We start from the raw sequence: 23,069 nt of genomic DNA on the forward strand, positions 1-23,069 counted from the left end.
GAGACCCCGGCGGAAGCCGAAACGCGGGCCGAGGCCGGGCCGAGACCCCGGCGGAAGCCGAAACGCGGGCCAAGGCCGGGCCGAGACCCCGGCGGAAGCCGAAACGCGGGCCAAGGCCGGGCCGAGACCCCGGCGGGAGCCGAAACGCGGGCCGAGGCCAGGCCGAGACGCGGGCGGGGCCCGAGGTGCGGGTCGAGGTGGGGGTCGGGGTCAGAGGGCCGTGTATGTCGGGGTCGGGGTCGGGCCGAGGGTGGTGGATGTGGTGTGGGCGGGGGCGACTGCGTGGTGGCCCTTGCCGTTGCCCTGGCCCTGGCCCTTGCCGTTGCCCTGGCCGTTGCCGTTGCCGTTGCCGTTGCCCGTGTGGGCGTCGCCGCCGTGGCCGGGGTTGCCCTCGTCGTCGCCGCCCTGGCCGTTCTCGTCGCCCTTGCCCTTGTCCTTGCCCTTGCCTTTTCCGCCGTCGCCGTTCGCGGCGCCCTTGTCGCCGCCCGTCGCGTCGTCGTCGGAACCGGCCGTGGCCAGCACGGCCTTGCAGTACCCGCTCACCCGGGAGCTGCCGCCGGCCAGGTTCTCCAGGGCGCGCCGGCGGGCGGAGTCGAGTTCCCTGCCGGCCCTGAGGTCGCGGCAGGCGGCGGTCGCGTCCTTCCACCGGTTGCCGGAGGTGCCGGTGGGGGCGCCGGAGCCCGAGGGGCTGTTCGTGCCGGTGCGGTCGTCCGGTCCCGCGGCCTCGCCGGAGCCGCCGCGGCCCGCGCCCGCGCCGCCGCTCGGTGCGCCGGGCCCCGGGGACGTGCCCGGGGTGCCCTGCGGCGAGGCCGAGGACAGCGGGGCGCCGGAGGTGCCGTCGGCGGAGACGGAGGCGGCGGGTCCGGGGCGCTCGGGCGCGAACGGCGTGGGCAGGATCCCGGTCCCGGCGGCCATGGCGACCCCGCCGACCGTGCCCACGGCCACCACGGCGGCGAGCGCCAGGCGCACGGGGCGGCCCCAGCGGGGGCGGCGGCCCGGGATTCCGGTACGGGCCGGGGCGCCGATGCGGACCAGGCCCGCGTCGGCGCCGTGGACGCGCGAGCCGGAGGTGCGAGCGGCGGTCCGCTCGGCGTCGGCGGCCTCGCGGGCCTTGCGGAACGCGGCCAGGGCGGCCTGTTCACCGGGGAGTTCACCGGGGGCGGGGGCCGCCTCCGCGGACAGCGCGCCGAGCGCAGCGGAGAGACGTTCGGCCTGGTCACGGGCGGAGGCGTCGACGGCTTCCAGCGACTCACCGCGCAGCAGGCGTTCCGCCGTCTCCCGGTTCAGCCACTTGTACTGCTCGTCGGCCATCACATGTCCTTCTGCGTCCGCGCACGCGTATCCGTCACAGTTGCGGACGACACCGCGCCGCGGCGCGGTTCTCGCTGGGGTGGGAGCGCGCCGAGCACGCCCGCCGATTCCGGATCGTCGCCGAGCAGCTCGGCCAGCCGCTTCAGGCCCCGGTGCGCCGCGGTGCGTACGGCGCCGGCGCGTTTGCCGAGGGTCTCGGCGGCGCTCTTGGCGTCGAGGCCGACCACCACGCGCAGGACGACCGCCTCGGCCTGGTCCTGCGGGAGCCGCGCGATGAGGGAGAGGGTGCTGTCGGTGGCCAGGGCCTCGATGGCCTCGCCGGCCGTGTCCGACTCGGCGGGCCGGCCGGTCAGTTCCGTCTCGTCGCCGCCTATGGCGGGGCGGCGGCCGCGCATGCGTATGTGGTCCAGGGCGCGGTTGCGGGCGATCCTCGCGGCCCAGCCGCGGAACCGGTCGGCGTCTCCGCTGAACCGGTCGAGGTCGCGGGCGATCTGCAGCCAGGCCTCGGAGGCCACGTCCTCGGCGTCGGCATCGCCGACGAGTGTGCGTACGTATCCGAGCAGCCGTGGATGCACCGCGCGGTACACAGTACGGAACGCGGTCTCGTCCCCGTCCTGTGCCGATCGCACCGCGGCGGTCAGCTCCGCGTCGTCCCCCAGCACCTGACTCCCTTACGCCTGTTTACCGGTCGGCGCGAAAGGCACGTTACGGCGTGAAACCGCTCTTCGTCCATGTCCGTAGAAGATGCAACTAACTCGTGACCGGGTACGGATGTGCGCAGGGTGAGGGCCGGCGGTGGCCGGGTGTGACAGAAAAGCCACGCACGGCGCTGTAGAAGGTACGGGCCGTGCGCGGCCCGTCCGCGCGACGGCCGGGGCCTCTCCTGTGGGGGGTGGCGGCCCCGGCCGTTGCCTTTTCCCGGGCCACGACCGCCTTCTGCGACCGGGTCTCGCTCAGCGGCCGTTGGTCGTCTTCGTCTTTCCGGTGGCCGGTTTCGTGTTCCCCGGCATCGGTCTCGGGCCTCCTGCGGTCGGGGTCGGCTTGGATGTCCCGTTGCCCGTCCCCGACTTGGCGTTCGGATTGCCCGATTTGCCGCTGTTTCCCTTGTTTTGGCCGTTGTTGGTTGTGGCGTTCGCCACCGCGGCCGCGCAGTAGGCGGCGACCTTGTCCTCGCCGCCCGCCTCGGTGACGAGCCGCTGCCAGGCCGTCGAGTCCAGCGCGCCGCCCCGCTGCCCGGACCGCTCGTAGGCGCGGCAGTGGGCGACCGTGTCCCGGGCGGTGGCCGGATGGTGCGGGCGGGCGGAGGGGGCGCCGGATCCCCCGCCGCCGGTTCCGGTGGACGCGCCGGGGGCGGCCGGCCGGAGTGAGGTGCTCGTCGACGGGTGAGCGGGTCGTCGGGTGTCCGGGTGGCCGCCGTGGCCGGATGCGGCGGAGCCGATCGCCGCGACGGCGACCCCTCCCAGTGTGAGGCTCGCGAGCGTCACGGAGAGCGTGGTCCTCAGCGACAGCCGCCAACGCCCCGGCGCTGCGGGCCGCCAGTCGTCCCGGCGCCGGGTGCGGGCGCGGGGCGCCGTCGCCTCGCGGGCGGCGCGGAAGGCGGCCACGGCCCGGCGCGCGGCCTCGGCGTCGACACCGCCGCCGCGCAGGGCGGCACCGAGCCGCGCCTCGAATCCCGGGTCCCCGTCCGCGTGGTCCGGGGCAAAGAGGGCGCCGCCGGGGTGCGCGCGCCGGCGCCCCAAGGATCCGTCGCCGCTGTGCCGTTCACCCATGCCCGTCCCTGTCCTCGTCCGCCGTACCACCGGAAGACACGTCTCCTCCCGGCCCTCGTGAAAGGCCCGGCAACACACTGGCGGCCCCAGTCCGCACCGGGCCCCCGTAACCCCCTATGGATACGGCTCCCACGCGGCGGCGTTCATGTCGGCTCCCCCAGCGTCCGCGGGCCGTCGTCCGGCGCAGCCTTGCCGTCCTCGTGCGCCGTGTGCGGGGTGCCCAGGTGCCGGGCGAGACGTTTCAGCCCGCGGTGGGCGGCCGTGCGGACGGCGCCGGGGCGCTTGCCGACGACGCGTGCGGCGGCGGGGCCGTCCAGGCCGACGACCACCCGGAGGAGCACGGCCTCGGCCTGGTCGCGCGGCAGGCTGCGCACCAGCTCCAGCGCCCGTTCGGTGGACAGCGTCTCCAGGGCCTGGTCATGGGTGCTCAGCGGGCCGGGAACGTTCAGCGCGTCCTGCTCCAGGGGCGCGGCCTGCGGCCGTACCCGCAGGCGGCGCAGATGGTCCAGGGCCCGGTGCCGGGCGATGGTCGCGGTCCAGCCCCGGAACCCGGCGCCGTCTCCCCGGAACCGGCCCAGGTCGCGGGCGATCTCCAGCCAGGCGTCGGACGCCACGTCCTCGGCGTCGTCGCCGACCAGGCCGCGCAGATAGCCGAGCAGACCGGGCTGCACCAGCCGGTAGGCCACCGCGAAGGCGGTCTCGTCGCCGTCCTGGGCCCGCGCGACGGCCGCGCCCAGCTCCCCGTCGTACGCCTGCCGGCGGCGGGGTTCCCCTCCGTGGCCCAAGAACCGTCCTCGTCCGTACCCAGCCCAGGACCCGTGCCCGCGCGCGCACCGAGTCCACGTCGTGCGACACGGCCGCACGTGCTCCATGTCCCACGATGATCAGCGCCGGGACGCACAGATGTGTCACAGGCGGCGGTCGGCTCCGGCCGGCAGGGGCGCCCGGTGAGGGGCGGTCCGGTGATGTTCGGAAGGGCCTGCGCGCTGTGTAAGTGGCACCAGTGACTGGTGGTGCCATCTATTCATCGTCTAGGGGTGGGATCAGTGAGTCCTCGCAGGACCCGTGCGTACAAACCGCTGAGTCTGAAGAGACGGGCGTGGCTGACGGCCGGAGCGGTCGTGCTGAGCGGTGCCGGCATCGTCACGTATGCGATGGCGGACCCGGCGGCGCAGTCCGGCGGCAAGGGGCAGAGCCGCAAGGCGGCCGTCCACACGCTGAAGCTCGAAGGCCGCGGTGCGGGCCGCGAGGGACTCGGCCAGAAGGACACCGACCGGTTCAGCGCCCTGCTGCTGACCTGGGACGACGCCCACACCAAGGCCAAGGGCACGCCCGAGGTGCGCACCCGCGACCGGGAGAGCGGCAAGTGGTCCGGATGGCAGAAGCTGCCCCAGGACCCGTACCAGGCGGACGGCGCGGAGGCCGCGCACGCCGGTGCCGCGCGGGGCGGCACGGCCTCGCTGTGGACCGGCGACTCCGACGGCGTCCAGGTGCGTCTGGTCAACGCCGACGGCACCGAGGCGGGCGGCCAGCCGAAGGGCATGGACGTCAGGCTCCTCGACCCCGGCACCGACCCGGCGGGCGGCCGGCAGCCGGCCGCGTTCGCGGCGGACGTCACCCCGACGGCGACCGACTCCACGTCCGCCTCGGCGACGGAGACTCCGGCTCAGACGCCGACGCAGACACCGGCGGACACGCCGACGGACACGCCGACACCGGCCGACTCCACCTCGGCGTCCACCACCCCGGCCCCGACGGACTCCGCGTCGACGACCGTCTCCCCCACCCCGACCAGCACGGTCCCCGCGCCGCGGCCGTCCACGGTCGCCAAGCCGCCGGTCATCACGCAGGCCGAGTGGGGCGCGTCCACGGACTACGACGGCACGCCGAGCTACGGCACGGAGATCAAGGCCGCCGTCATCCACCACACCGGCGTCGACAGCGACAACACGCTGTCCTGCGCCGACTCCCGGGCCCGGATGCGCACCATCCAGCAGGAGCACTTCTCCCGCGGCTACTACGACATCGGCTACAACTTCGTCGTCGACCGCTGCGGGCAGATCTTCGAGGGCCGCAGCGGCGGGATGGACCTGCCGGTCGTCGGCGCGCACGACATCGGGTTCAACACGAACACGGTCGGCATCTCCTACATCGGCAACTACATGACCGCCCAGCCCTCGCGGGCCGCGCTGGACTCGATCGCGCGGATCGTGGCATGGAAGTTCGGCATGTACGGCATCGACCCGACCGGCAAGGTCACGCTGACCTCGGGCAGCCCCAAGGGCCAGGACGGCAACCTGATCCCGCAGGGGCAGCAGATCACGCTGCCGCGGGTCTTCGGCCACCGGGACACCAACTCCACGCTGTGCCCCGGCGACGCCCTCTACAAGAAGCTGTCCCTGATCGCGACGCTCGCGAAGACGCCGGGCGTCTCGCACGCCCTGCCGACCTCGGACGTCGACCGCGACGGCCTGCCCGACCTGGTCGCCGGCACCCCGAAGGCCAACTCGGTGACGGTCGTGCCGGGCGGCGTGAACGGCCCGGTGACGGCCAGGAAGATCACCCTGACCCAGAACAGCCCGGGCGTGCCCGGCTCCAGCGAGAGCGGTGACGACTTCGGCGCCGCGACCGCCTGGGGCGACGTGAACGGCGACGGCTACGCCGACCTCGCGATCGGCTCCCCCGGCGAGGACGACACCAGCGGCCACGCCGACCGGGGCTCGGTCACCGTCATGTACGGCCCGGCCCTCGACACCGGTTTCTCGTACACCACCTCCGGCAGCGTCACGGCGACCGGCGCCAAGCTCGGCTCGACGGTCGCGGTCGGCGACTTCAACGGCGACGGCAAGGCGGACGTGTTCAGCGCCGGCACGGGCAAGGGCGGCACCTACAACGTCCGGCTGACCGGCGGCGCCACCACCTCCGGCACGCTGACCACGGCCACCGGTTCCGTGGCCTACCTGGACGCCGCGACCGGTGACTTCAACCGGGACGGATACACCGATGTCGCCCTCAACTACCGTGACGCGGGCGGCGTTTCGCGGGTGGTCCGGTTCGCGGGCTCGGCGAGCGGGCTGACCAAGCAGGGCGTGCTCAGCGTCAAGGGCGGCCGCTCCATCGCCGCCGCCGACTTCAACTTCGACGGCTACGACGACATCGTCGTCGGGCAGCCGTACACCTCGGAGTCCGGCGCCTACAAGGGCGGCCAGGTGACCATGCTGCTCGGCACCTCCACCGGCTTCACCACCACCGGCATGAAGACGATCAACCAGGACACCAGCGGGGTGCCCGGCGCCGCCGACGACGGCGACGCCATGGGCTGGTCGGTCTCCGCCGGCGACTACAACGGCGACGGCTACCCCGACGTGCTGGCCGGCGTGCCGAACGAGGACATCACCCGCGACGGCGTGAGCCGCGTCAACGCCGGCCAGGTGCTCCTCCTCAAGGGAAGCGCGACCGGGATCACCGGCACCGGCGCGACCGGGATCTCGCAGGACACCTCGGGCGTCCCCGGCTCCACCGAGAGCGGCGACCAGCTCGGTACGGCGGTGTCGCTGACCGACCTGTCCGGGTACGGGCGGGCCGACCTGACGTTCGGCGTGGGCGGTGAGGACGGCGGCGACGGCATCCTCATGTACCTGCCGAGCAACAGCTCCGGCCTCGGCTACGCGCAGACCGCGGTCCTCGGCAAGACGGCCCTGGGTACGCCCACCGACGCGGCCCTCGGCTCCAGCCTGACGCCGTGACGCTCCCGGCCGGGGCCCGCCGCGCGTGCGGGCCCCGGCCGGTCAGCGCGAGCCGGTGGCGTCCCGGCAGAGCAGGCGCAGCGAGCCGTGGCCCTCGTAGGCGCGGCGGGCCTCGTCCAGGGGGTCCCAGAGCCGGCCGTCCGGGGTGCGCACCCAGTGGTCGCCGCCGCTCGCCCACCACTCGGCGCCGCTCTGGCGGATGATCACCTCGCCCGCGTACGCGCCGAAGCCGCGCAGCACGCTCTCGACGGCGGCGTACGGCGGTCCCTCGCGGCGTATCTCGTCGATCATCCGGTCGACCCGCCACAGGCTCTGCGCCGAGTAGTCGAGCCGGATCCGGGCGCCCTCCCGCATCGTCGCCACGGCGTCCGCGGCCCACCGCACGGGCTTCGCCGCCGCGTGCGGCCTGGTCTCCTGCTGTGCTGTCACGTACTGGGCTGTCACATAGGGAAAAGCGAGGCGGCCCGCCTCGGCGTCACCGGGTTCCGGTGCGTTTCGCCGAACGTGCGGAAGTGCCCCACATCCCCCGCATGACAGTCACAGGACTCGCGCACGGCAGGGGGTTTGACCGGCGCCGGGTCGCTCGCGGTCCGGTCGCGCGGTTCCCCGCGCCTTCGGGGCGCTCAGCTCCCGGTCCCCGACTCGTTCCGCTCCCGGCGGGACACCACCGCCCGCAGCACCCGTCGCCCCTCGGTCGACAGGTCCAGCGCGCGGCGCAGGCCGTGCGTCCCGTGCGCGGCCAGCAGCTCCAGCACCGCCGTCTGGCGCCGCAGCTCCGCCGCGACCAGGGGAGGCAGGTCCGCCGTGTCGCCGGCGCGCCCGGCGTCGAGGCCGTCCGTCGAGGCGCCGTCCGCCGCGGGGTCGAGGAGCCGGTGGATGCGCAGGGAGGCGACCGAGCAGGCGTCGGCCCACTGCCGTACCGCGTCGGCGGTCCGTTCGGCGGGGGCCGCGTCCAGCATGCGGCGGGCGAGCAGCGCGGCCTCGTTGTCCTGCTCCCCGGCGGGGAGGGCGGCGCGCGCCTTGAGAAGGCCCGGTGCCCAGTCGGAGCCGTCGGCGAGGCTCGCCCACAGGGGCCGCAGCAGCTCGTCGTCGGCGCCGAGCAGCGGCAGGCACCGATCCAAACAAGCCAGCCCGCCGGCGGCCAGTCCCCGTTCGTCGGCCTGTGCGATCAGTTCCACCAGGCTCATGAAATGTCTCCCTCGCCGGGGCGCCGACCGTTACGGAGCCCGCACTTCCCTTTACTGCGTGAGACGGCGCGGGAGTGTCACAGTGGCTGTTTTCAGCCAAGCCGGTTCGCGAGACTCCGGAAGTCGGCCCAGGACAACGGCGGCGTGCCCGGGTACCACAGCTTCTGCACGGTGGCCCGCAGCGGCATCCGGATCCCGGCGGCGACCTGCGCCTCGGTCTGGGCGTTGGGGAAGTCGCACCACACCGCGAACGAGCCGCCGAGGATCTGCCCGTCGTACTGTGCCGGGACGGCGGTCGTGCCGCGCAGCACCCGCGGGTTCCACTGCTGGTAGATCCGCTGACCGGTCGGATAGACGAAGGTCTGCGGCTGGCCGAGGACGTAGTAGAGGAACTCGTCGTTGTAGTTGAGCACCTTGCGGCCCGCGCTCAGGTACTCCACCGGCTGCCGGGCGCCGATCTCCTTGCCGGTCCAGTACGCGACCTGCAGGTCCTTGGCCGCCTGCACGGACGTGCCGCGGTAGAAGCCGTCGTTCCAGGCCCGCATGGCCTTGCCGTGGGCGCGGACGGTGTTCGCGCGGTCGTTGAGCCAGCCGGTGGTGAGGTCGGCGACGCTGCCGCCGGTGCCGTACTTCTGCCGGGCGGCGGCCGCGAGCTGCGGGTAGGAGGCCTGCGGGTCCTTCACGGTGAGCGCCTGGTACTCGTCGCCGCCCAGGTGCCACTGGTTGCCGGTGAACAGGCCCGCGTACTCGTTCAGCAGGTCGTCGACGAGCTTGGCGGAGGCGGGCTTGGAGATGTCGATCGCGCCCTTGGTGACGGTCCCGCTCGCGTTGCGCAGCCGCAGGTCGGGGTGGGCGGCGAGGACGGCCCCCAGGTGCCCCGGCGAGTCCAGCTCGGGCACGACGGTGATGTGCCGGCTGTCGGCCAGGGCCACGATGTTCCTGACCTGTGCCTTGGTCAGATGGTCCCGGGAGACGATCTCGGGGTGGGTGCTGGACTCGATCCGGAACGCCTGGTCGTCGGAGAAGTGCAGCCCCAGCTCGTTGAACTTCAGGTCCCCCAGCTCGCGGATCCGGTCCTCGATCCAGGTCTCGGAGAACGGCTTGCGGGCGATGTCCAGCATGAACCCGCGCACGGGCTTGGCCGGCTCGTCGCGCACGACGCCCTCCGGGGCCGTACCGCCGCCGTGGACCTCCTGCTTCAGCGTGCGGGTGCCGTAGAAGACGCCGGCCTCGCCGGGCCCGCTGATGTCGACCCGCCCGTCCCGGACGGTCATGGTGTACGACTCCTGGTTCCCGCCCCCGCCGCCGAGCGCGAGCCGGACGTCGCCCGCCCGCACGTCGTCCTTCTCGCCCGCGTAGGTGAGCCCCAGCTCGCCGGCGATCAGCCGGCCCTCGTCGGCCAGCTCGCCGTCGCTGACGACCACCCGGTCCGCCTTCTGCGGCTTCCAGCCGGGTCCGCGCGCCGCCGTGTGGGAGCGCACCGCGGGGATCGTGCGCGGCGCCTGGGACAGCGGATAGGACCGGGTGGTGCCGGCCGGGGGCGTGGCCGCCGTGCCGGGCGAGGTGCCGGCCACCCGGCCGGACGACGTCCGCGGCGGCGCCGCGCCGCCGTCCGGCGTGCCGCCGCCCCCACCCGAGGAGGCCCATACGCCGATCCCCGTGCCGAGCGCGACGGTCCCGACGACCGCGGCGGCCACCACCGCCCGCTTCCGCATCACCTGCTGCGCCGGAGCACGGCGCTTGTGCTGGATCACCCCGCCAACGTACGACCGATACGCCCGTCACCCGTCATCCGGAGGCTCCGAAACTCTTCCGTCCGGGTGAATTTCCGCTACCTCAGCGACACACAGTGACCACTCTCGATAACCTGACGACACACATTTCACAGCATCCCCTGCCACGCCACCAGTGACGCGAGGACCCACGCTGGCCGCCCACCGCCTCCCCTCGATCCCCAAGCCCCTCGACGCCTTCAACGCGGCTCCCGCCGACGAGGCCCGCGCGCTCCTGCTGCACTGCCTGCGCAGCCTGCGCTGGGCGCACCGCCTCGCGGACCACCGCCCCTACCCGGACCTGGACTCGCTCCTGGCCGCGGCGGACGAGGCGGCGTACGACCTGTCGCCGACGGATCTGGCGCAGGCCCTGGCGGGGGAGACCCTTCCCGAACTGCCGGCGGACGCCTACTCGGCCGCCCACATGGCGCTGAGCGCGGCCCGCGCGGCCTACGAGGCCCGGTTCGGACACGCGTTCGTCATCTACCTGGGCGACGCCCCGCCGGACGAATGCCTCGACCGGGTCCTGGAGGCCATCCGGTCACGATTGGCGAACGATCCCGAGGAGGAGCGGGTGACAGCGGCGGACGAGCTGCGGCGCCTGGCGAGGGCGAGACTGACGGCGTCCCTCAGGGGCGCGGTTCCGCATCGCCGCTCCCCCATCCGGTGCCAATTTGATCACACCAGGTAGGCCCCCCGTAAAGCACGGCGCGGGGCCTCGCTACGATGCTGGGGGCCGGTGGACCGTACCCGGCCGGGCCCGACCGACACCGAAGCCGGCGCGGCCCTAATCCCCGCTCCCGGAGGGTTCTTCCGTGCCGGCTGGAACGCTGTACCGCGGCCGGGAAGGAATGTGGTCCTGGGTGGCTCACCGAGTCACCGGCGTCCTCATTTTCTTCTTCCTGTTCGTTCACGTGCTGGACACCGCTCTCGTGCGTGTCTCCCCCGAGGCCTACGACAAGGTCGTGGCCACGTACAAGACGCCGATCGTCGCGCTGCTGGAGTACGGCCTCGTCGCCGCCATCCTCTTCCACGCGCTCAACGGCCTGCGCGTCATCGCCGTCGACTTCTGGTCGCAGGGCCCGCGCTACCAGAAGCAGATGTTCTGGGCCGTCATGGGCGTCTGGGTCGTGCTGATGCTCGGGGCGATCTACCCGGTCCTCGGTCACGCTTACCGCGTTCTCTTTGGGAGCTGACGCCGCCGATGTCGAACAACACCGTCACGACTGACACCACCGCGTCCGGAGTCGGCCCCGTCGAGGGGACCGCCGGCTACTCCGTCGACAACCCGGCCCCGCTGATCGAGGCGCCGCGCAAGCGCACCAAGAAGTCCCCGAAGTCGACCCGGGGCAACTTCGAGCTGGCGGCGTGGCTGTTCATGCGCCTGTCCGGCATCGTGCTGGTGATCCTGGTCATCGGCCACCTGCTGATCCAGCTCGTGCTGGACGGCGGCGTGTCCAAGGTCGGCTTCGCCTTCGTGGCCGGCCGCTGGGCCTCCCCCTGGTGGCAGGTGTGGGACCTGCTGATGCTGTGGCTCGCGATGCTGCACGGCGCCAACGGCCTGCGCACGGTCATCAACGACTACGCCGAGCGGCCGACGTCCCGCATGTGGCTGAAGGCCCTGCTGTACACCGCCACGGTGTGGACCATCCTGCTGGGCACGCTGGTGATCTTCACCTTCGACCCGAACATCCGCTAGGCACGGGGCTGCGAGAATCATGAAGATCCACAAGTACGACACCGTCATCGTCGGCGCCGGCGGCGCGGGCATGCGCGCGGCCATCGAGTCGACGAAGCGCAGCCGCACCGCCGTGCTGACCAAGCTCTACCCCACCCGCTCCCACACGGGCGCCGCGCAGGGCGGCATGGCCGCCGCGCTCGCCAACGTGGAGGAGGACAACTGGGAGTGGCACACCTTCGACACGGTCAAGGGCGGTGACTACCTGGTCGACCAGGACGCCGCCGAGATCCTGGCGAAGGAGGCCATCGACGCCGTCCTCGACCTGGAGAAGATGGGCCTGCCGTTCAACCGGACGCCCAACGGCACCATCGACCAGCGCCGCTTCGGCGGTCACTCCCGCAACCACGGCGAGGCCCCGGTCCGCCGGTCCTGCTACGCCGCGGACCGCACCGGCCACATGATCCTCCAGACGCTGTACCAGAACTGCGTCAAGGAGGGCGTGGAGTTCTTCAACGAGTTCTACGTCCTGGACCAGCTGATCACCGAGGTCGACGGGGTCAAGCGCTCCGCCGGTGTCGTCGCCTACGAGCTGGCGACCGGTGAGATCCACATCTTCCAGGCGAAGGCCGTCATCTACGCCTCCGGCGGCACCGGCAAGTTCTTCAAGGTGACGTCGAACGCCCACACGCTGACCGGTGACGGTCAGGCGGCGGTCTACCGGCGCGGGCTCCCGCTGGAGGACATGGAGTTCTTCCAGTTCCACCCGACCGGCATCTGGCGCATGGGCATCCTGCTCACCGAGGGCGCCCGCGGTGAGGGCGGCATCCTGCGCAACAAGGACGGCGAGCGCTTCATGGAGAAGTACGCTCCCGTCATGAAGGACCTGGCGTCCCGCGACGTCGTGTCCCGCTCCATCTACACGGAGATCCGTGAGGGCCGGGGCTGCGGTCCCGAGGGCGACCACGTCTACCTCGACCTGACCCACCTGCCGCCGGAGCAGCTGGACGCCAAGCTCCCGGACATCACCGAGTTCGCGCGCACCTACCTCGGCATCGAGCCGTACACGGACCCGATCCCGATCCAGCCGACCGCGCACTACGCGATGGGCGGCATCCCGACGAACGTCATGGGTGAGGTCCTGGCGGACAACACCACGGTCGTCCCGGGTCTGTACGCGGCCGGCGAGGTCGCCTGCGTGTCCGTGCACGGCGCCAACCGTCTCGGCACCAACTCGCTGCTCGACATCAACGTCTTCGGCCGCCGCGCCGGCATCGCCGCCGCCGAGTACTCGGCGAAGGCCGACTACGTGGAGCTGCCGGAGGCCCCGGAGTCCTTCGTCGTCGAGCAGATCGAGCGGCTGCGCACCTCCACCGGCAACGAGCGCGTGGCTAACCTGCGCCGTGAGCTGCAGGAGACCATGGACGCCAACGTCATGGTGTTCCGCACCGAGCAGACGATCAAGACGGCCGTGGAGAAGATCGCCGAGCTCAAGGAGCGCTACAAGAACGTGGCGATCCAGGACAAGGGCAAGCGGTTCAACACGGACCTGCTGGAGGCCATCGAGCTGGGCAACCTGCTGGACCTGGCCGAGGTCATGGCGGTGTCGGCCCTGGCCCGCAAGGAGTCCCGCGGCGGTCACTACCGCGAGGACTACCCGAACCGCGACGACGTCAACTTCATGCGCCACACCATGGCGTACCGCGAGGTCGGCGCCGACGGCTCGGAAACCGTCCGTCTCGACTACAAGCCGGTCGTCCAGACCCGCTACCAGCCGATGGAGCGTAAGTACTGATGGCTACCCCTGTTCTGGACAAGGAAGAGGCGGCCGGCAAGCCCGAGCCCGGTTTCGCCGACTCCCCCTACATCACGGTCACCTTCCGCATCCGCCGGTTCAACCCGGAGGTCTCGGCGGAGGCGGCCTGGGAAGACTTCCAGCTGGAGATCGACCCGAAGGAGCGTGTCCTCGACGGCCTGCACAAGATCAAGTGGGACATCGACGGCACCCTCACCTTCCGCCGCTCCTGCGCCCACGGGATCTGCGGCTCGGACGCGATGCGGATCAACGGCAAGAACCGCCTTGCCTGCAAGACGCTGATCAAGGACATCAACCCCGAGAAGCCGATCACGGTCGAGCCCATCAAGGGCCTGACGGTCCTGAAGGACCTGGTCGTGGACATGGAGCCGTTCTTCCAGGCGTACCGGGACGTGATGCCGTTCCTGGTCACCAAGGACACGAACGAGCCGACGCGCGAGCGGCTGCAGTCCCCCGAGGACCGCGAGCGCTTCGACGACACCACCAAGTGCATCCTGTGCGCCGCGTGCACGTCGTCCTGCCCGGTGTTCTGGAACGACGGCCAGTACTTCGGCCCGGCCGCGATCGTGAACGCGCACCGCTTCATCTTCGACAGCCGTGACGAGGCGGGCGAGCAGCGCCTGGAGATCCTCAACGACCGTGACGGCGTGTGGCGTTGCCGTACGACCTTCAACTGCACGGACGCCTGCCCGCGCGGTATCGAGGTCACCAAGGCGATCCAGGAAGTCAAGCGCGCGCTGATCACGCGCCGCTACTGATCGTCCCGGCCGTCTTCGAGGGCCCCGCTTCCGATCCTCCGGAAGCGGGGCCCTCGGGCGTTTTTGCCGGGTTTCGCGTGCCTGCCGGTTCTAATCTGACGACATGTCAGACGAAGAGTCCTACGAGCTGCTCGGCTTCGACAACGTCCTGGTTCCCGTCGGGGACCTCGGGAAGGCCGTCGAGTTCTACGAGCGGGCCGGGTTCCGGCTGGGGTTCCGGTTCGACGAGGGCGGGATCGCGCTGCTGAAGGTCGGTGCGGAGACGCCGGGGCTCCTGCTGCGCCTGGAGGAGGAGCTGGGTCAGCGCACGCCGCCCTGGCCGGCGCCGCGCATCTGGCTGGAGGTGCCGGACGCGCGGGTGGCGGCGCGGGAGCTGGCCGCCGCCGGGATCGAGCCGCTGGACGGCGTGTTCCCGGTGGCCACCGGCTGGACCGTGGAGATCGCCGACCCGTGGGGCAACGTCCTCGGCCTCACGGACTACACCAGGCGCCCGGAGCTGGGCCGCCGGGGCTGAACACGTGGCGCGCCCGGGCCACTCGTTAGGCTCGGCACCGTGCCCGCGAAGAACGACGGCCCGAAGGCGGCCGGCTCCCCCAGCAGCAAGTCCGAGCAGACCCGCGCGCTGATCCTCGAGACCGCGATGCGGTTGTTCCAGGAGCGCGGGTACGACAAGACCACCATGCGGGCCATCGCCCAGGAGGCCGGGGTCTCCGTCGGCAACGCCTACTACTACTTCGAGGGCAAGGAGCACCTGATCCAGGGCTTCTACGACCGGATTGCCGCCGAGCACCGGGCGGCGGTCCGCGAGGTCCTGGAGCGGGAGACCGACCTGGAGGCGCGGCTCGCGGGCGTGCTGACCGTCTGGCTCGACATCGCCCGGCCGTACCACGAGTTCGCCGTGCAGTTCTTCAAGAACGCCGCCGACCCCGACAGTCCGCTCAGCCCCTTCTCGCCGGAGAGCGAGCACGCCCGCGAGCAGGCGATCGCCGTCCACCGGGAGGTGCTGGCCGGGTCGAAGGCGAAGGTCCCGGCCGAACTGAAGGACGTGCTCCCGGAGTTGATGTGGCTGGCCCAGATGGGGCTGGTGCTGTACTGGATCTTCGACCGGACGGCGGGCCGCGAGCGCAGTTACCGGCTGGCCCGGCGCGGGGCCCGGCTGACCGCCCGCGGTGTGGCGCTCGCCCGGTTCCGGGTGCTGCGCCCCCTGGTCCTGGAGATCCATGAGCTGTTCACGGACTTCCTGCCCGGCATGACCAGGGCGCTGCCGGATCCGCGCCGGGGAGGGACCAAGGAGGCCGGGGAGGACGCCGGCTGATCAGATCCAGGTCAGGCGCCACAGGCGGAAGACGCCGGTGCCGTCGTCCAGGTACTGGCCGCCGCCCACGTCCTCGGTGCTGACCACGTACTCCTTGCGCTGCCACAGCGGGATCAGCGGGACGTCCTGGGCGACGTCCGCCTGGATGTCCCGGAAGTCGTTCGCGGCCCGGCTGCGGTCGGCGTACTGCCGGCTGCCCAGGATGAGATGGTCGACCAGCTTGTTGCTGTACCCGGTGCTCATCGTGGAGCCGGTGCCGACGAGCGCGGCGCCGAAGGTGTCCGGGTCGGGGTAGTCGGCCACCCAGCCGACCGCCCACGCGTCCATCTTCCCGGCGGCCCAGCGCTTCTGGAAGTCGGTCCACTCGTATCCCTGGACGTCCACCTTGAACAGGCCGCCGGTCTCCAGCTGCCGTTTCAGCGCCGCGGCCTCCTCCTTGCCGGCGCCCCGGCCGATGCCGTAGCCGAAGGTGAAGCGCACCGGCAGGCTGACGCCGGCCTGGGTGAGCAGCTCGCGCGCCTTCTTCAGGCTCTGCGTCGGATAGTCGTCGAAGAAGGAGGTGGTGTGGCCGGTGATGCCGGTCGGGATCAGCGAGTACAGCGGGTCGACCGTGCCCTTGTAGACGGTGCTGGCCAGTTCCTCGCGGTTGATCAGCCAGGCCATCGCGCGGCGCACCCGCACGTCGTGCAGGGGCGAGTTGGCGCGGGTGTTGAGGTAGAGGTTGCGGGTCTCGGCGCTGTCGGACTCGCTGACGCGGTTGTCGGGGTCGCTCGGGTTGAGCGCGGAGAGCACGTCCGGCGGCAGCGTCCGGGTGGCGACGTCGATCTGCCGGGCCTTCCAGGCGGTGTCGAGCTTGGCGGAGTCGGCGTAGTAGCGCAGCTCGATGGGGCGGCCGGTGCCGCCGAGGTAGCCCTGGTAGCGGGCGTTCGGCTTCAGGACGGCCTTGTTGTCCTTGGTGTACGACGTCAGCGCGTACGGGCCGGTGCCGTCGACCGTGGTGCCCGTACGCAGGGCGTCGGCCGGGTACGCGTCCTTGTCGACGATCGACCCGGCGCCCGTGGCCACCTTCGAGGGGAAGGTGGCGTCCGCCGAGGACAGATGGAAGGTGACGGTCGTCGCGCTGTCGGCGGTCACCGAGGCGAGGTCGGAGAACAGCGACGCCGGGCCGACATCGGAGTTGATCTTCTTGACCCGGTCGAAGGAGTACTTCACGTCCTCGGCCGTCATCGCGCGCCCGCTCGGGAAGGTGATCCCGGAGCGCAGCGTGCACTGGTACGTCTTCAGGCCGCTGCCCTCGAAGGCGCAGCTCTTCGCCGCGTCCGGGACCGGCTCCACGCCGCCCGGCTCGAAGGTCAGCAGCGACTGGAAGACATTGCTGAACAGGGCCCAGGAACCGGCGTCGTAGGCGCCGGCCGGGTCGAGGTCCGTGACGGCGTCCGTCGTACCGACCGTGATGGTCCTGTCCTTGTCGCCCCCTGACGGCAGCAGCTGCCAGCCGCCGATTCCCACGATCGCGAGCACGAGCAGTGTCACGAGAACGCGCATGCGAACAGATCGCATGGTGGTGCCCTCCCCAGGCCCTTCACAGGCCCTACCCCTGGCCAGCACGAATGCGCCACTCCCCTAGTGGCGCGGCTCACCTAATCACACCTGTTTCAGCCAGCGGAAGGGCTTTCTGACCAGATGTGCAAGAACTTACCGAGGCGTTGTTCTCCCCGGGTTTCACAGCGTCTTCACAGGGGTGGGAGCGCGCCCTCGCCGCCTCGCGTGCCCTCCGGGTCCCGGCTATGACGTCCGGCGCAGTGCGCGCAGACCGCGCAACCCGATGACCCCGATGACCGTCCCCCATACGAAGGAAACGACCGCCAGCAGCAGATGCACCCAGAAGTACGCGGTCGGGTGGCCGTTGTCGAAGGCGAGCCCGCTGCTGTCCTTGACCAGGTTCTTGACGAAAGTGACCCAGATGACCCAGGACCACACCCCGAAGGCGAGCAGGAACCAGGAGACCGGGCGGCTGAGCTTCATGAGGTCAGTATGGCCGGTCGTGGGCCGGTTCCTTCTGGGGGGTGAGGTGGGTCCTGGGACTTCACAGCCCGCAAAAGGTACGTTTCCGATCGTGCCCGCACCGAAGAAGACCGGACGGCGATCCTTGCTGATCACCTCGGCCACCCTCCTGTCCCTGTCCGCCACCGCGCCCGCCGCCCTCGCCGCCCCCACCCCGACCTCGACGGCCACGCCCCCGGCCCGCATGTCGACCGTGGGCGGTGCCCGGCTGGGGCAGCCCGGCACCCAGGTCGACCTGGCGCCGGGCGTCCCGGTGCTGCCGAAGGACATCACCGCACGTTCCTGGATCGTCACCGACGCCGAGTCCGGCCAGGTGCTCGCCGCGCACAACGCGCACTGGGAGCTGCCCCCGGCGAGCACGCTGAAGATGCTGTTCGCCGACACCCTGCTGCCCCGCTTCCCCAAGGACGCGACGCACAAGGTGGCGCCGTCCGACCTCGTGGGCATGGGCGACGGCTCCAGCGTGGTCGGGATAAAGGAGGGCAACACCTACACCGTCCACGACCTGTGGCTCGGGGTCTTCCTGCGCTCGGGCAACGACGCGGTGCACGTGCTGTCCGCGATGAACGGCACCGTGCGGCAGACCGTCCGGGACATGCAGGACCACGCCGAGGAGCTGCAGGCCAGGGACACGCACGTGGTCTCGCCGGACGGCTACGACGAGCCGGGCCAGGTGTCCTCGGCGTACGACCTGACGCTGTTCGCCCGCTCCGGGCTGCAGAAGAAGGACTTCCGGGACTACTGCTCGACGGTGCGCGCCAGGTTCGGCGGCCGGGAGATCCAGAACACCAACCGGCTGCTGAGCGGTGACACCGACGTGCCCGTCTACCAGGGCATCGCGGGCGTGAAGAACGGCAACACCACCAACGCGGGCGCCACCTTCACCGGCGTCGCCGAGCGGGGCGGCAAGGTGCTGCTCGTCACGGTGATGCACCCCGAGAAGCCCGAGCACAACGAGGTCTACAAGGAGGCGGCGAAGCTGCTCGACTGGGGCTTCCAGGCGGACGGCAAGGTCAGCCCGGTGGGCGAGCTGGTGCCGCCGAAGAGCGCGCTGCCGAGCCCGGGCCCCAGCGCCTCCGGGGGCAAGGACGGCTCCGGCGCCAGGCCGGTGGCGGGCTCCTCCGCGCAGCCCGGCTCCCGGGGCGCCGGGACCGCCGCGCTCATCGCGGGCGGGGTGCTGGTGCTGCTGGCCGGCGCGGTGTTCCTGATCAACCGCCGGTGGCCGCTGCCGGACCTGATGCGCCGCCGCTCGCGTCCGTGACCCCGCCGGCCGCGGGCTTCGCGTCCGAGTTGTGCGTGGCCGTCCAGGCGGCGCAGAACAGGACCAGCTTCGCGGTGAAGTTGATCCACAGCAGCAGCGCCACGGGGACGCCGAACGCGCCGTACATGCTCTTCGCGGCGACCTTCTGGATATAGCCGCTGAGCAGCAGTTTCAGCAGTTCGAAGCCGACCGCGCCGAGCAGGGCGGCCACCAGCAGGCGGCGGCGCGCCGGCTCGACCCCGGGCAGCAGGGTCAGGACGTAGAGCAGGACGAGGAAGTCGGCGAGGACGGCGACGGCGAACGCGGCGACCTGCAGCAGGGCGCTGCCCCAGCCGTACGCGGCCAGGCCGAGGTGGCGGGAGACCACGCCGACGGCGGCCGAGGCGAACATGGACGCGGCGAGCGTGACCAGCAGCGCCCCGCCGAGGCCGAGCAGGATGCCCGCGTCCTTGGCCTTGGCCACCACCGGGTTCTGCTGCTGGTCGGGCAGCTCCCACACCGCGCGCAGGCAGTCCCGCATCTGGGCGACCCAGTTGATGCCGGTGAACAGCAGCGCGGCGCCCGCGATGACGCCGACGGTGCCGGCGTTGTCGACGAGCGAGGTGATGTCGAGCCGGCTGGACAGGACGCCGGGGAACTGCTCGGCGATCTTGTGCTCGACCGTCCGCTGCCGGCCGGGGCCGAGCGTGGCGGCGCTGACCGCGGCGGCCACGGTCAGCAGCGGGAACAGGGCGATGAAGCTCACGAACGTCATGGCGGCGGCCAGCCGCGTCCACTTCACCCGGTCGAGCCGCTCGTAGCAGTGCCAGGCGTGCGTCTCCGTCAGCCGGGCGACGAGCGGCCCGATGCCGGGGAGTCTCTTCAGCCAGTCCACGATCCGTCCCTGCCCCCGCGACACGCTCGTATGACATCCCACTAATCACCCGTTGTGTGGAGCGGGCGAATGTTCAGTAACTAATCACCCATATCCGAGCGATACGGTCACCGACATGCCAGGAGACACCGCCGCCATCAAGGAGCTGACGTGAAGGACGCCTTCGGTCTTCCCCGGTCCCTGCTCGTCCTCGGCGGCACGTCCGGGATCGCGCTGGCCACCGCCCGCCGGCTGATCGCCCGCTCCACCCGCACGGTGTGGCTGGCGGGCCGCCCGTCACCGGCCCTGGAGGAGGCCGCCGAGAGCCTGCGGGCGCTCGGCGCCGAGACCCGGACCGTCGCCTTCGACGCCCTCGACCCCGCGTCCCACGAGACGGTCCTCGGCAAGGTCTTCGCCGACGGCGACATCGACCTGGTGCTGCTCGCCTTCGGCGTCCTCGGCGACCAGGCCCACGACGAGCGGGAGCCGCTGCGCGCCGTCCACGTCGCCCAGACCAACTACACCGGGGCCGTCTCGGCCGGCCTGGTCGCCGGCCGCGCGCTGCAGACCCAGGGGCACGGCTCCCTCGTGGTCCTGTCCTCCGTCGCCGGCGAGCGGGCCCGCCGCGCCGACTTCATCTACGGCTCCAGCAAGGCCGGCCTCGACGCCTTCACCCAGGGCCTCGGCGACGCCCTGCACGGCACCGGCGTCCACGTCATGGTCGTACGGCCCGGACACGTCAGGGGCGAGGGGCCGCTGGCCACGACCCCGGAGGCGGTCGCCACCGCCATCGAACTCGGTCTGCGCAGACGGTCGGAGACGGTGTGGGTGCCGGGAGTGCTGCGGGTGGTGATGGCGGCGCTGCGGCACACACCGCGGGCGCTGTTCCGGCGGCTGCCCCTGTGACGGGGCGCGGCGCGGACCCGGCCCTACCAGACGGCGCTGCGCAACGGCCCTGACTGGGAAGGCACCGTGGTCCCCCCGAACGTGTACTCCCGCAGCTTGCGCCACACCCCGTCCGCGCCCTGCTCGTACAGCGCGAACCCGGTGCAGGGCCACTGCGCGTCGAACCCGGCCAGCTCCTCGAAGGCCCGGTCCATGGCCGCCTCGTCGATGCCGTGCGCGACGGTGACATGGGGGTGGTACGGGAACTGCAGCTCGCGCGCGACGGGCCCCGAGGCGTCCCGCACCCGCTGCTGCAGCAGGGTGCACTCCTCGGCGCCCTGGACGACGCGGACGTAGACCACCGGGGACAGCGGCCGGAAGGTGCCCGTGCCGGACAGCCGCATCGGGAACGGCCGGCCGGCCGCGGCGACGTCGCTGAGGTGCGCCTCGACGGCGGGCAGTTCGGCCTCGTCGACCTCGGTCGGCGGCAGCAGCGTGACGTGCGTGGGGATGCCGTGAGCCGCGGCGTCGCCGAAGCCCGTGCGCCGCTCCTGGAGCAGGCTGCCGTGAGGCTCCGGGACCGCGATCGACACGCCGATCGTTACGGTCCCCACGTCGTCTCCTGTCGTCGCGTCTGTCGTCTTGTACGGGCCGTCCCGTTCGTCACGTTCGGGCCGTGGGCTATCGACTGTACGGCCATGGAAGTCCTGTGCGCAGGCGCAGCGGAAGTGATGTGCAGCGCTCCGGCCGCCCGGACATGTGTACGGTCGTGCGCCCCCGCGCCGGATCGTGCGGCTCAGTGCTTCGCCGGCAGGAAACCCACCCGCTCGTAGGCCTGCGCGAGCGTCTCCGCGGCGACCGCGCGGGCCTTCTCCGCGCCCTTGGCCAGGATCGAGTCGAGCGTTTCGGAGTCGTCCAGGTACTGCTGGGTGCGCTCCCGGAACGGCGTCACGAACTCGACCATGACGTCGGCGAGATCGGTCTTGAGGGCGCCGTACATCTTGCCCTCGTACTCCCGCTCCAGCTCAGCGATCGACTTGCCGGTGAGGGTGGAGTAGATGGTGAGGAGGTTCGACACGCCCGGCTTGGCCTCCGCGTCGTAGCGGATGACGGTGTCGGTGTCGGTGACGGCGCTCTTGACCTTCTTGGCGGTGGCCTTCGGCTCGTCGAGCAGGTTGATCAAACCCTTCGGCGTGGACGCCGACTTGCTCATCTTGATCGACGGGTCCTGCAGGTCGTAGATCTTCGCCGTCTCCTTGAGGATGTACGGCGACGGGATCACGAAGGTCTCGCCGAAGCGGCCGTTGAAGCGCTCGGCCAGGTCGCGGGTCAGCTCGACGTGCTGGCGCTGGTCCTCGCCGACCGGCACCTCGTTGGCCTGGTACAGCAGGATGTCGGCGACCTGCAGGATCGGGTACGTGAACAGGCCGACGGAGGCGCGCTCGGCGCCCTGCCGGGCCGCCTTGTCCTTGAACTGGGTCATCCGGCTGGCCTCGCCGAAGCCGGTGAGGCAGTTCATGATCCAGGCGAGCTGGGCGTGCTCGGGCACGTGGCTCTGCACGAAGAGGGTGCAGCGCTCCGGGTCCAGGCCGGCGGCCAGCAGCTGGGCGGCGGCGAGCCGGGTGTTGGCCCGCAGCTCCGCGGGGTCCTGGGGAACCGTGATCGCATGCAGGTCGACGACCATGTAGAACGCGTCGTGGGACTCCTGCAGGGCCACCCACTGGCGGACGGCGCCGAGGTAGTTGCCGAGGTGGAACGAGCCGGCGGTGGGCTGGATGCCGGAGAGCACGCGGGGTCGATCAGAGGCCATGTGCACCATTCTCGCAGAGCTGACGGGTCGAACAGGAACGGGCTGGAAACAGCGGCGATCCGGTCCGTCACCGGGGGTGTAACAGGGGGCATGCTGGTGTGCCCGGCGAGCGATGGGGGCGCGGGATGCGGGGGCGGGGGCTGGTGATGCGGGGATGGCCGGAGCGTGTCCGGCGGTGGCCGGCGGCGCGGGCCGGTGCGGCGGCGGTGCTCCTCGCGGTGACGGTGAGCGTGACGGCGGCGGTGGCGGCGCCCGCGGCAGCGGCCGGCCGGGACCGGCCCGACGTGGCGGTGGTCGTGGCGGCCGGCGGGCGCAGCGAGGCCCGGCATGCCGGTCAGGCCGGCTTCGACCGGCTGCGCGAGCTGCTGGAACCGGAGCGCGACGACACCGAGCCGGTGCCGCAGGAGTGGACGCGGGGCCGCTACCCGCGGGTGCGGTTCACCGTGCTGTGGGGGCTGACCGGGGTCGGGGGATGGCCGCGGACCCATCGGGCGCCGGGCGGGGACGTGGCGATGCTGCGCCAGGACCAGCTGGTCCTGGCCGAGGACGGCACTCCCTGGGTCCGCACCGATCCGGCGCCGGACGTGACGGACGACGACATCCGCTGGCACCGGGCGCCGCAGCGGGTCTACGACCGGCTGGCGGGCGACCGCTTCCTCGGTCTCGGCGCGGCGCCGGCCGCCGCGGGCGACGGCGCAGGTGGTGTGCGGGACAAGGCGGTGTGGGCAGCGGCAGGGCTCGCCGCGGGGATCGCCGGGACGCTGCTGCTGCGCCGCGCGGCGGCCCGGCGCAGTGCCGGGCCGCCGCGTGAGCCGCGTCAGGAGCTGATCGACCTGTGAGCCTC

23 protein-coding genes are annotated in these 23,069 nt (G+C 72.0%); 11 read left to right on the forward strand and 12 right to left on the reverse strand.

The window, feature by feature from the left end; genetic code table 11:
• Positions 1–210: 210 nt before the first annotated feature.
• The 4 genes from AB0950_RS02050 to AB0950_RS02065 form a co-directional block, all read right to left on the reverse strand.
• Positions 211–1,311, reverse strand: coding sequence for a hypothetical protein (locus tag AB0950_RS02050; RefSeq protein ID WP_366777583.1), 1,101 nt, complete (start codon positions 1,309–1,311; stop codon positions 211–213).
• The gene (locus AB0950_RS02055) at positions 1,311–1,973 is read right to left on the reverse strand and encodes an RNA polymerase sigma factor (RefSeq protein WP_360149194.1); all 663 of its coding nucleotides are present in this window, start codon (positions 1,971–1,973) and stop codon (positions 1,311–1,313) included. Before AB0950_RS02055 ends, AB0950_RS02050 begins: the two co-directional genes overlap by 1 nt.
• Positions 1,974–2,264: 291 nt before the next feature.
• Complete coding sequence (locus AB0950_RS02060; RefSeq protein ID WP_366777584.1) at positions 2,265–3,080, reverse strand: hypothetical protein; 816 nt, start codon at positions 3,078–3,080, stop codon at positions 2,265–2,267.
• Positions 3,081–3,223: 143 nt separating this feature from the next.
• Entirely contained in the window at positions 3,224–3,865 is a 642-nt protein-coding gene (locus AB0950_RS02065; protein WP_366777585.1) for an RNA polymerase sigma factor, read from the reverse strand.
• Positions 3,866–4,201: 336 nt separating this feature from the next.
• Here AB0950_RS02065 and AB0950_RS02070 point away from each other — a divergent pair, with 336 nt between their 5' ends.
• Entirely contained in the window at positions 4,202–6,826 is a 2,625-nt protein-coding gene (locus AB0950_RS02070) for an FG-GAP-like repeat-containing protein (RefSeq protein ID WP_366777586.1), read from the forward strand.
• A 42-nt stretch (positions 6,827–6,868) separates the two neighbouring features.
• On the opposite strand, the gene AB0950_RS02075 is transcribed toward AB0950_RS02070, so the two are convergent.
• The 3 genes from AB0950_RS02075 to AB0950_RS02085 all read right to left on the reverse strand — a co-directional run bounded on the left by AB0950_RS02075 (position 6,869) and on the right by AB0950_RS02085 (position 9,728).
• Positions 6,869–7,255: a hypothetical protein gene (locus tag AB0950_RS02075; protein WP_360149206.1), complete on the reverse strand. Its 387-nt coding sequence runs from the start codon at positions 7,253–7,255 to the stop codon at positions 6,869–6,871.
• A gap of 194 nt (positions 7,256–7,449) precedes the next feature.
• Positions 7,450–8,013: a hypothetical protein gene (locus AB0950_RS02080; protein WP_360574582.1), complete on the reverse strand. Its 564-nt coding sequence runs from the start codon at positions 8,011–8,013 to the stop codon at positions 7,450–7,452.
• A 92-nt stretch (positions 8,014–8,105) separates the two neighbouring features.
• Entirely contained in the window at positions 8,106–9,728 is a 1,623-nt protein-coding gene (locus AB0950_RS02085; protein ID WP_366777669.1) for a glycoside hydrolase family 20 protein, read from the reverse strand.
• 193 nt (positions 9,729–9,921) lie between these two features.
• Here AB0950_RS02085 and AB0950_RS02090 point away from each other — a divergent pair, with 193 nt between their 5' ends.
• The 7 genes from AB0950_RS02090 (at position 9,922) to AB0950_RS02120 (ending at position 15,352) form a co-directional block, all read left to right on the forward strand.
• On the forward strand, positions 9,922–10,476 hold the full coding sequence (locus AB0950_RS02090; protein ID WP_360574583.1) for a 2-oxo-4-hydroxy-4-carboxy-5-ureidoimidazoline decarboxylase: 555 nt from the start codon (positions 9,922–9,924) through the stop codon (positions 10,474–10,476).
• Between the two features lie 124 nt (positions 10,477–10,600).
• Positions 10,601–10,981: a succinate dehydrogenase, cytochrome b556 subunit gene (gene sdhC / locus AB0950_RS02095; protein WP_360149215.1), complete on the forward strand. Its 381-nt coding sequence runs from the start codon at positions 10,601–10,603 to the stop codon at positions 10,979–10,981.
• Between the two features lie 8 nt (positions 10,982–10,989).
• On the forward strand, positions 10,990–11,484 hold the full coding sequence (locus AB0950_RS02100; RefSeq protein ID WP_360149218.1) for a succinate dehydrogenase hydrophobic membrane anchor subunit: 495 nt from the start codon (positions 10,990–10,992) through the stop codon (positions 11,482–11,484).
• A 19-nt stretch (positions 11,485–11,503) separates the two neighbouring features.
• Entirely contained in the window at positions 11,504–13,258 is a 1,755-nt protein-coding gene (gene sdhA, locus AB0950_RS02105; protein WP_360149221.1) for a succinate dehydrogenase flavoprotein subunit, read from the forward strand.
• Positions 13,258–14,037 carry a succinate dehydrogenase iron-sulfur subunit gene (locus tag AB0950_RS02110; protein ID WP_360149224.1) on the forward strand — a complete coding sequence of 260 codons (780 nt, stop codon included), beginning with the start codon at positions 13,258–13,260 and terminating at the stop codon, positions 14,035–14,037. The genes sdhA and AB0950_RS02110 overlap by 1 nt, the downstream gene beginning before the upstream one ends.
• Before the next feature lie 103 nt (positions 14,038–14,140).
• Entirely contained in the window at positions 14,141–14,551 is a 411-nt protein-coding gene (locus tag AB0950_RS02115; RefSeq protein WP_366777587.1) for a VOC family protein, read from the forward strand.
• A 39-nt stretch (positions 14,552–14,590) separates the two neighbouring features.
• Positions 14,591–15,352 carry a TetR family transcriptional regulator gene (locus tag AB0950_RS02120; protein WP_360574585.1) on the forward strand — a complete coding sequence of 254 codons (762 nt, stop codon included), beginning with the start codon at positions 14,591–14,593 and terminating at the stop codon, positions 15,350–15,352.
• Here the strand turns inward: AB0950_RS02120 and AB0950_RS02125 are convergent, their stop codons facing one another.
• Together AB0950_RS02125 and AB0950_RS02130 are read right to left on the reverse strand one after the other, a co-directional pair.
• The gene (locus tag AB0950_RS02125) at positions 15,353–16,897 is read right to left on the reverse strand and encodes an ABC transporter substrate-binding protein (protein ID WP_366777588.1); all 1,545 of its coding nucleotides are present in this window, start codon (positions 16,895–16,897) and stop codon (positions 15,353–15,355) included.
• 240 nt (positions 16,898–17,137) lie between these two features.
• Complete coding sequence (locus AB0950_RS02130; protein ID WP_360149236.1) at positions 17,138–17,377, reverse strand: hypothetical protein; 240 nt, start codon at positions 17,375–17,377, stop codon at positions 17,138–17,140.
• A gap of 91 nt (positions 17,378–17,468) precedes the next feature.
• On the opposite strand from AB0950_RS02130, the gene AB0950_RS02135 reads away from it, so the two are divergent.
• Positions 17,469–18,677, forward strand: coding sequence for a D-alanyl-D-alanine carboxypeptidase (locus AB0950_RS02135; protein ID WP_360149239.1), 1,209 nt, complete (start codon positions 17,469–17,471; stop codon positions 18,675–18,677).
• Here the strand turns inward: AB0950_RS02135 and AB0950_RS02140 are convergent.
• Positions 18,625–19,551 carry a YihY/virulence factor BrkB family protein gene (locus AB0950_RS02140; protein WP_360149242.1) on the reverse strand — a complete coding sequence of 309 codons (927 nt, stop codon included), beginning with the start codon at positions 19,549–19,551 and terminating at the stop codon, positions 18,625–18,627. The genes AB0950_RS02135 and AB0950_RS02140 overlap by 53 nt on opposite strands.
• A 150-nt stretch (positions 19,552–19,701) precedes the next feature.
• Here AB0950_RS02140 and AB0950_RS02145 point away from each other — a divergent pair, with 150 nt between their 5' ends.
• Complete coding sequence (locus AB0950_RS02145; protein ID WP_360574587.1) at positions 19,702–20,436, forward strand: decaprenylphospho-beta-D-erythro-pentofuranosid-2-ulose 2-reductase; 735 nt, start codon at positions 19,702–19,704, stop codon at positions 20,434–20,436.
• A gap of 23 nt (positions 20,437–20,459) precedes the next feature.
• Here AB0950_RS02145 and AB0950_RS02150 read toward each other — a convergent pair whose 3' ends face one another.
• Positions 20,460–21,029, reverse strand: a complete 570-nt coding sequence (locus tag AB0950_RS02150; protein WP_366777589.1) for a 2'-5' RNA ligase family protein — start codon at positions 21,027–21,029, stop codon at positions 20,460–20,462.
• 182 nt (positions 21,030–21,211) lie between these two features.
• Positions 21,212–22,225: a tryptophan--tRNA ligase gene (trpS, locus tag AB0950_RS02155; protein WP_360149251.1), complete on the reverse strand. Its 1,014-nt coding sequence runs from the start codon at positions 22,223–22,225 to the stop codon at positions 21,212–21,214.
• Positions 22,226–22,371: 146 nt separating this feature from the next.
• Between trpS and AB0950_RS02160 the strand changes: the two genes are divergently transcribed.
• The gene (locus tag AB0950_RS02160; protein WP_360149254.1) at positions 22,372–23,064 is read left to right on the forward strand and encodes a hypothetical protein; all 693 of its coding nucleotides are present in this window, start codon (positions 22,372–22,374) and stop codon (positions 23,062–23,064) included.
• Positions 23,065–23,069 lie beyond the last annotated feature (5 nt).

This window comes from Streptomyces sp. NPDC007189, assembly GCF_040703635.1.
Lineage (GTDB): Bacteria > Actinomycetota > Actinomycetes > Streptomycetales > Streptomycetaceae > Streptomyces.

What these genes read in the sequence shown, in the direction of transcription:
- AB0950_RS02085 (WP_366777669.1), bottom strand. Translation starts at nt 9,728, where the DNA reads ATGCGGAAGCGGGCGGTGGTGGCCGCCGCGGTCGTCGGGACCGTCGCG.
- AB0950_RS02100 (WP_360149218.1), top strand. Translation starts at nt 10,990, where the DNA reads ATGTCGAACAACACCGTCACGACTGACACCACCGCGTCCGGAGTCGGC.
- sdhA (WP_360149221.1), top strand. Translation starts at nt 11,504, where the DNA reads ATGAAGATCCACAAGTACGACACCGTCATCGTCGGCGCCGGCGGCGCG.
- AB0950_RS02060 (WP_366777584.1), bottom strand. Translation starts at nt 3,080, where the DNA reads ATGGGTGAACGGCACAGCGGCGACGGATCCTTGGGGCGCCGGCGCGCG.
- AB0950_RS02080 (WP_360574582.1), bottom strand. Translation starts at nt 8,013, where the DNA reads ATGAGCCTGGTGGAACTGATCGCACAGGCCGACGAACGGGGACTGGCC.
- AB0950_RS02130 (WP_360149236.1), bottom strand. Translation starts at nt 17,377, where the DNA reads ATGAAGCTCAGCCGCCCGGTCTCCTGGTTCCTGCTCGCCTTCGGGGTG.
- AB0950_RS02160 (WP_360149254.1), top strand. Translation starts at nt 22,372, where the DNA reads ATGCGGGGATGGCCGGAGCGTGTCCGGCGGTGGCCGGCGGCGCGGGCC.
- AB0950_RS02115 (WP_366777587.1), top strand. Translation starts at nt 14,141, where the DNA reads ATGTCAGACGAAGAGTCCTACGAGCTGCTCGGCTTCGACAACGTCCTG.
- AB0950_RS02050 (WP_366777583.1), bottom strand. Translation starts at nt 1,311, where the DNA reads ATGGCCGACGAGCAGTACAAGTGGCTGAACCGGGAGACGGCGGAACGC.
- trpS (WP_360149251.1), bottom strand. Translation starts at nt 22,225, where the DNA reads ATGGCCTCTGATCGACCCCGCGTGCTCTCCGGCATCCAGCCCACCGCC.
- AB0950_RS02110 (WP_360149224.1), top strand. Translation starts at nt 13,258, where the DNA reads ATGGCTACCCCTGTTCTGGACAAGGAAGAGGCGGCCGGCAAGCCCGAG.
- AB0950_RS02125 (WP_366777588.1), bottom strand. Translation starts at nt 16,897, where the DNA reads ATGCGCGTTCTCGTGACACTGCTCGTGCTCGCGATCGTGGGAATCGGC.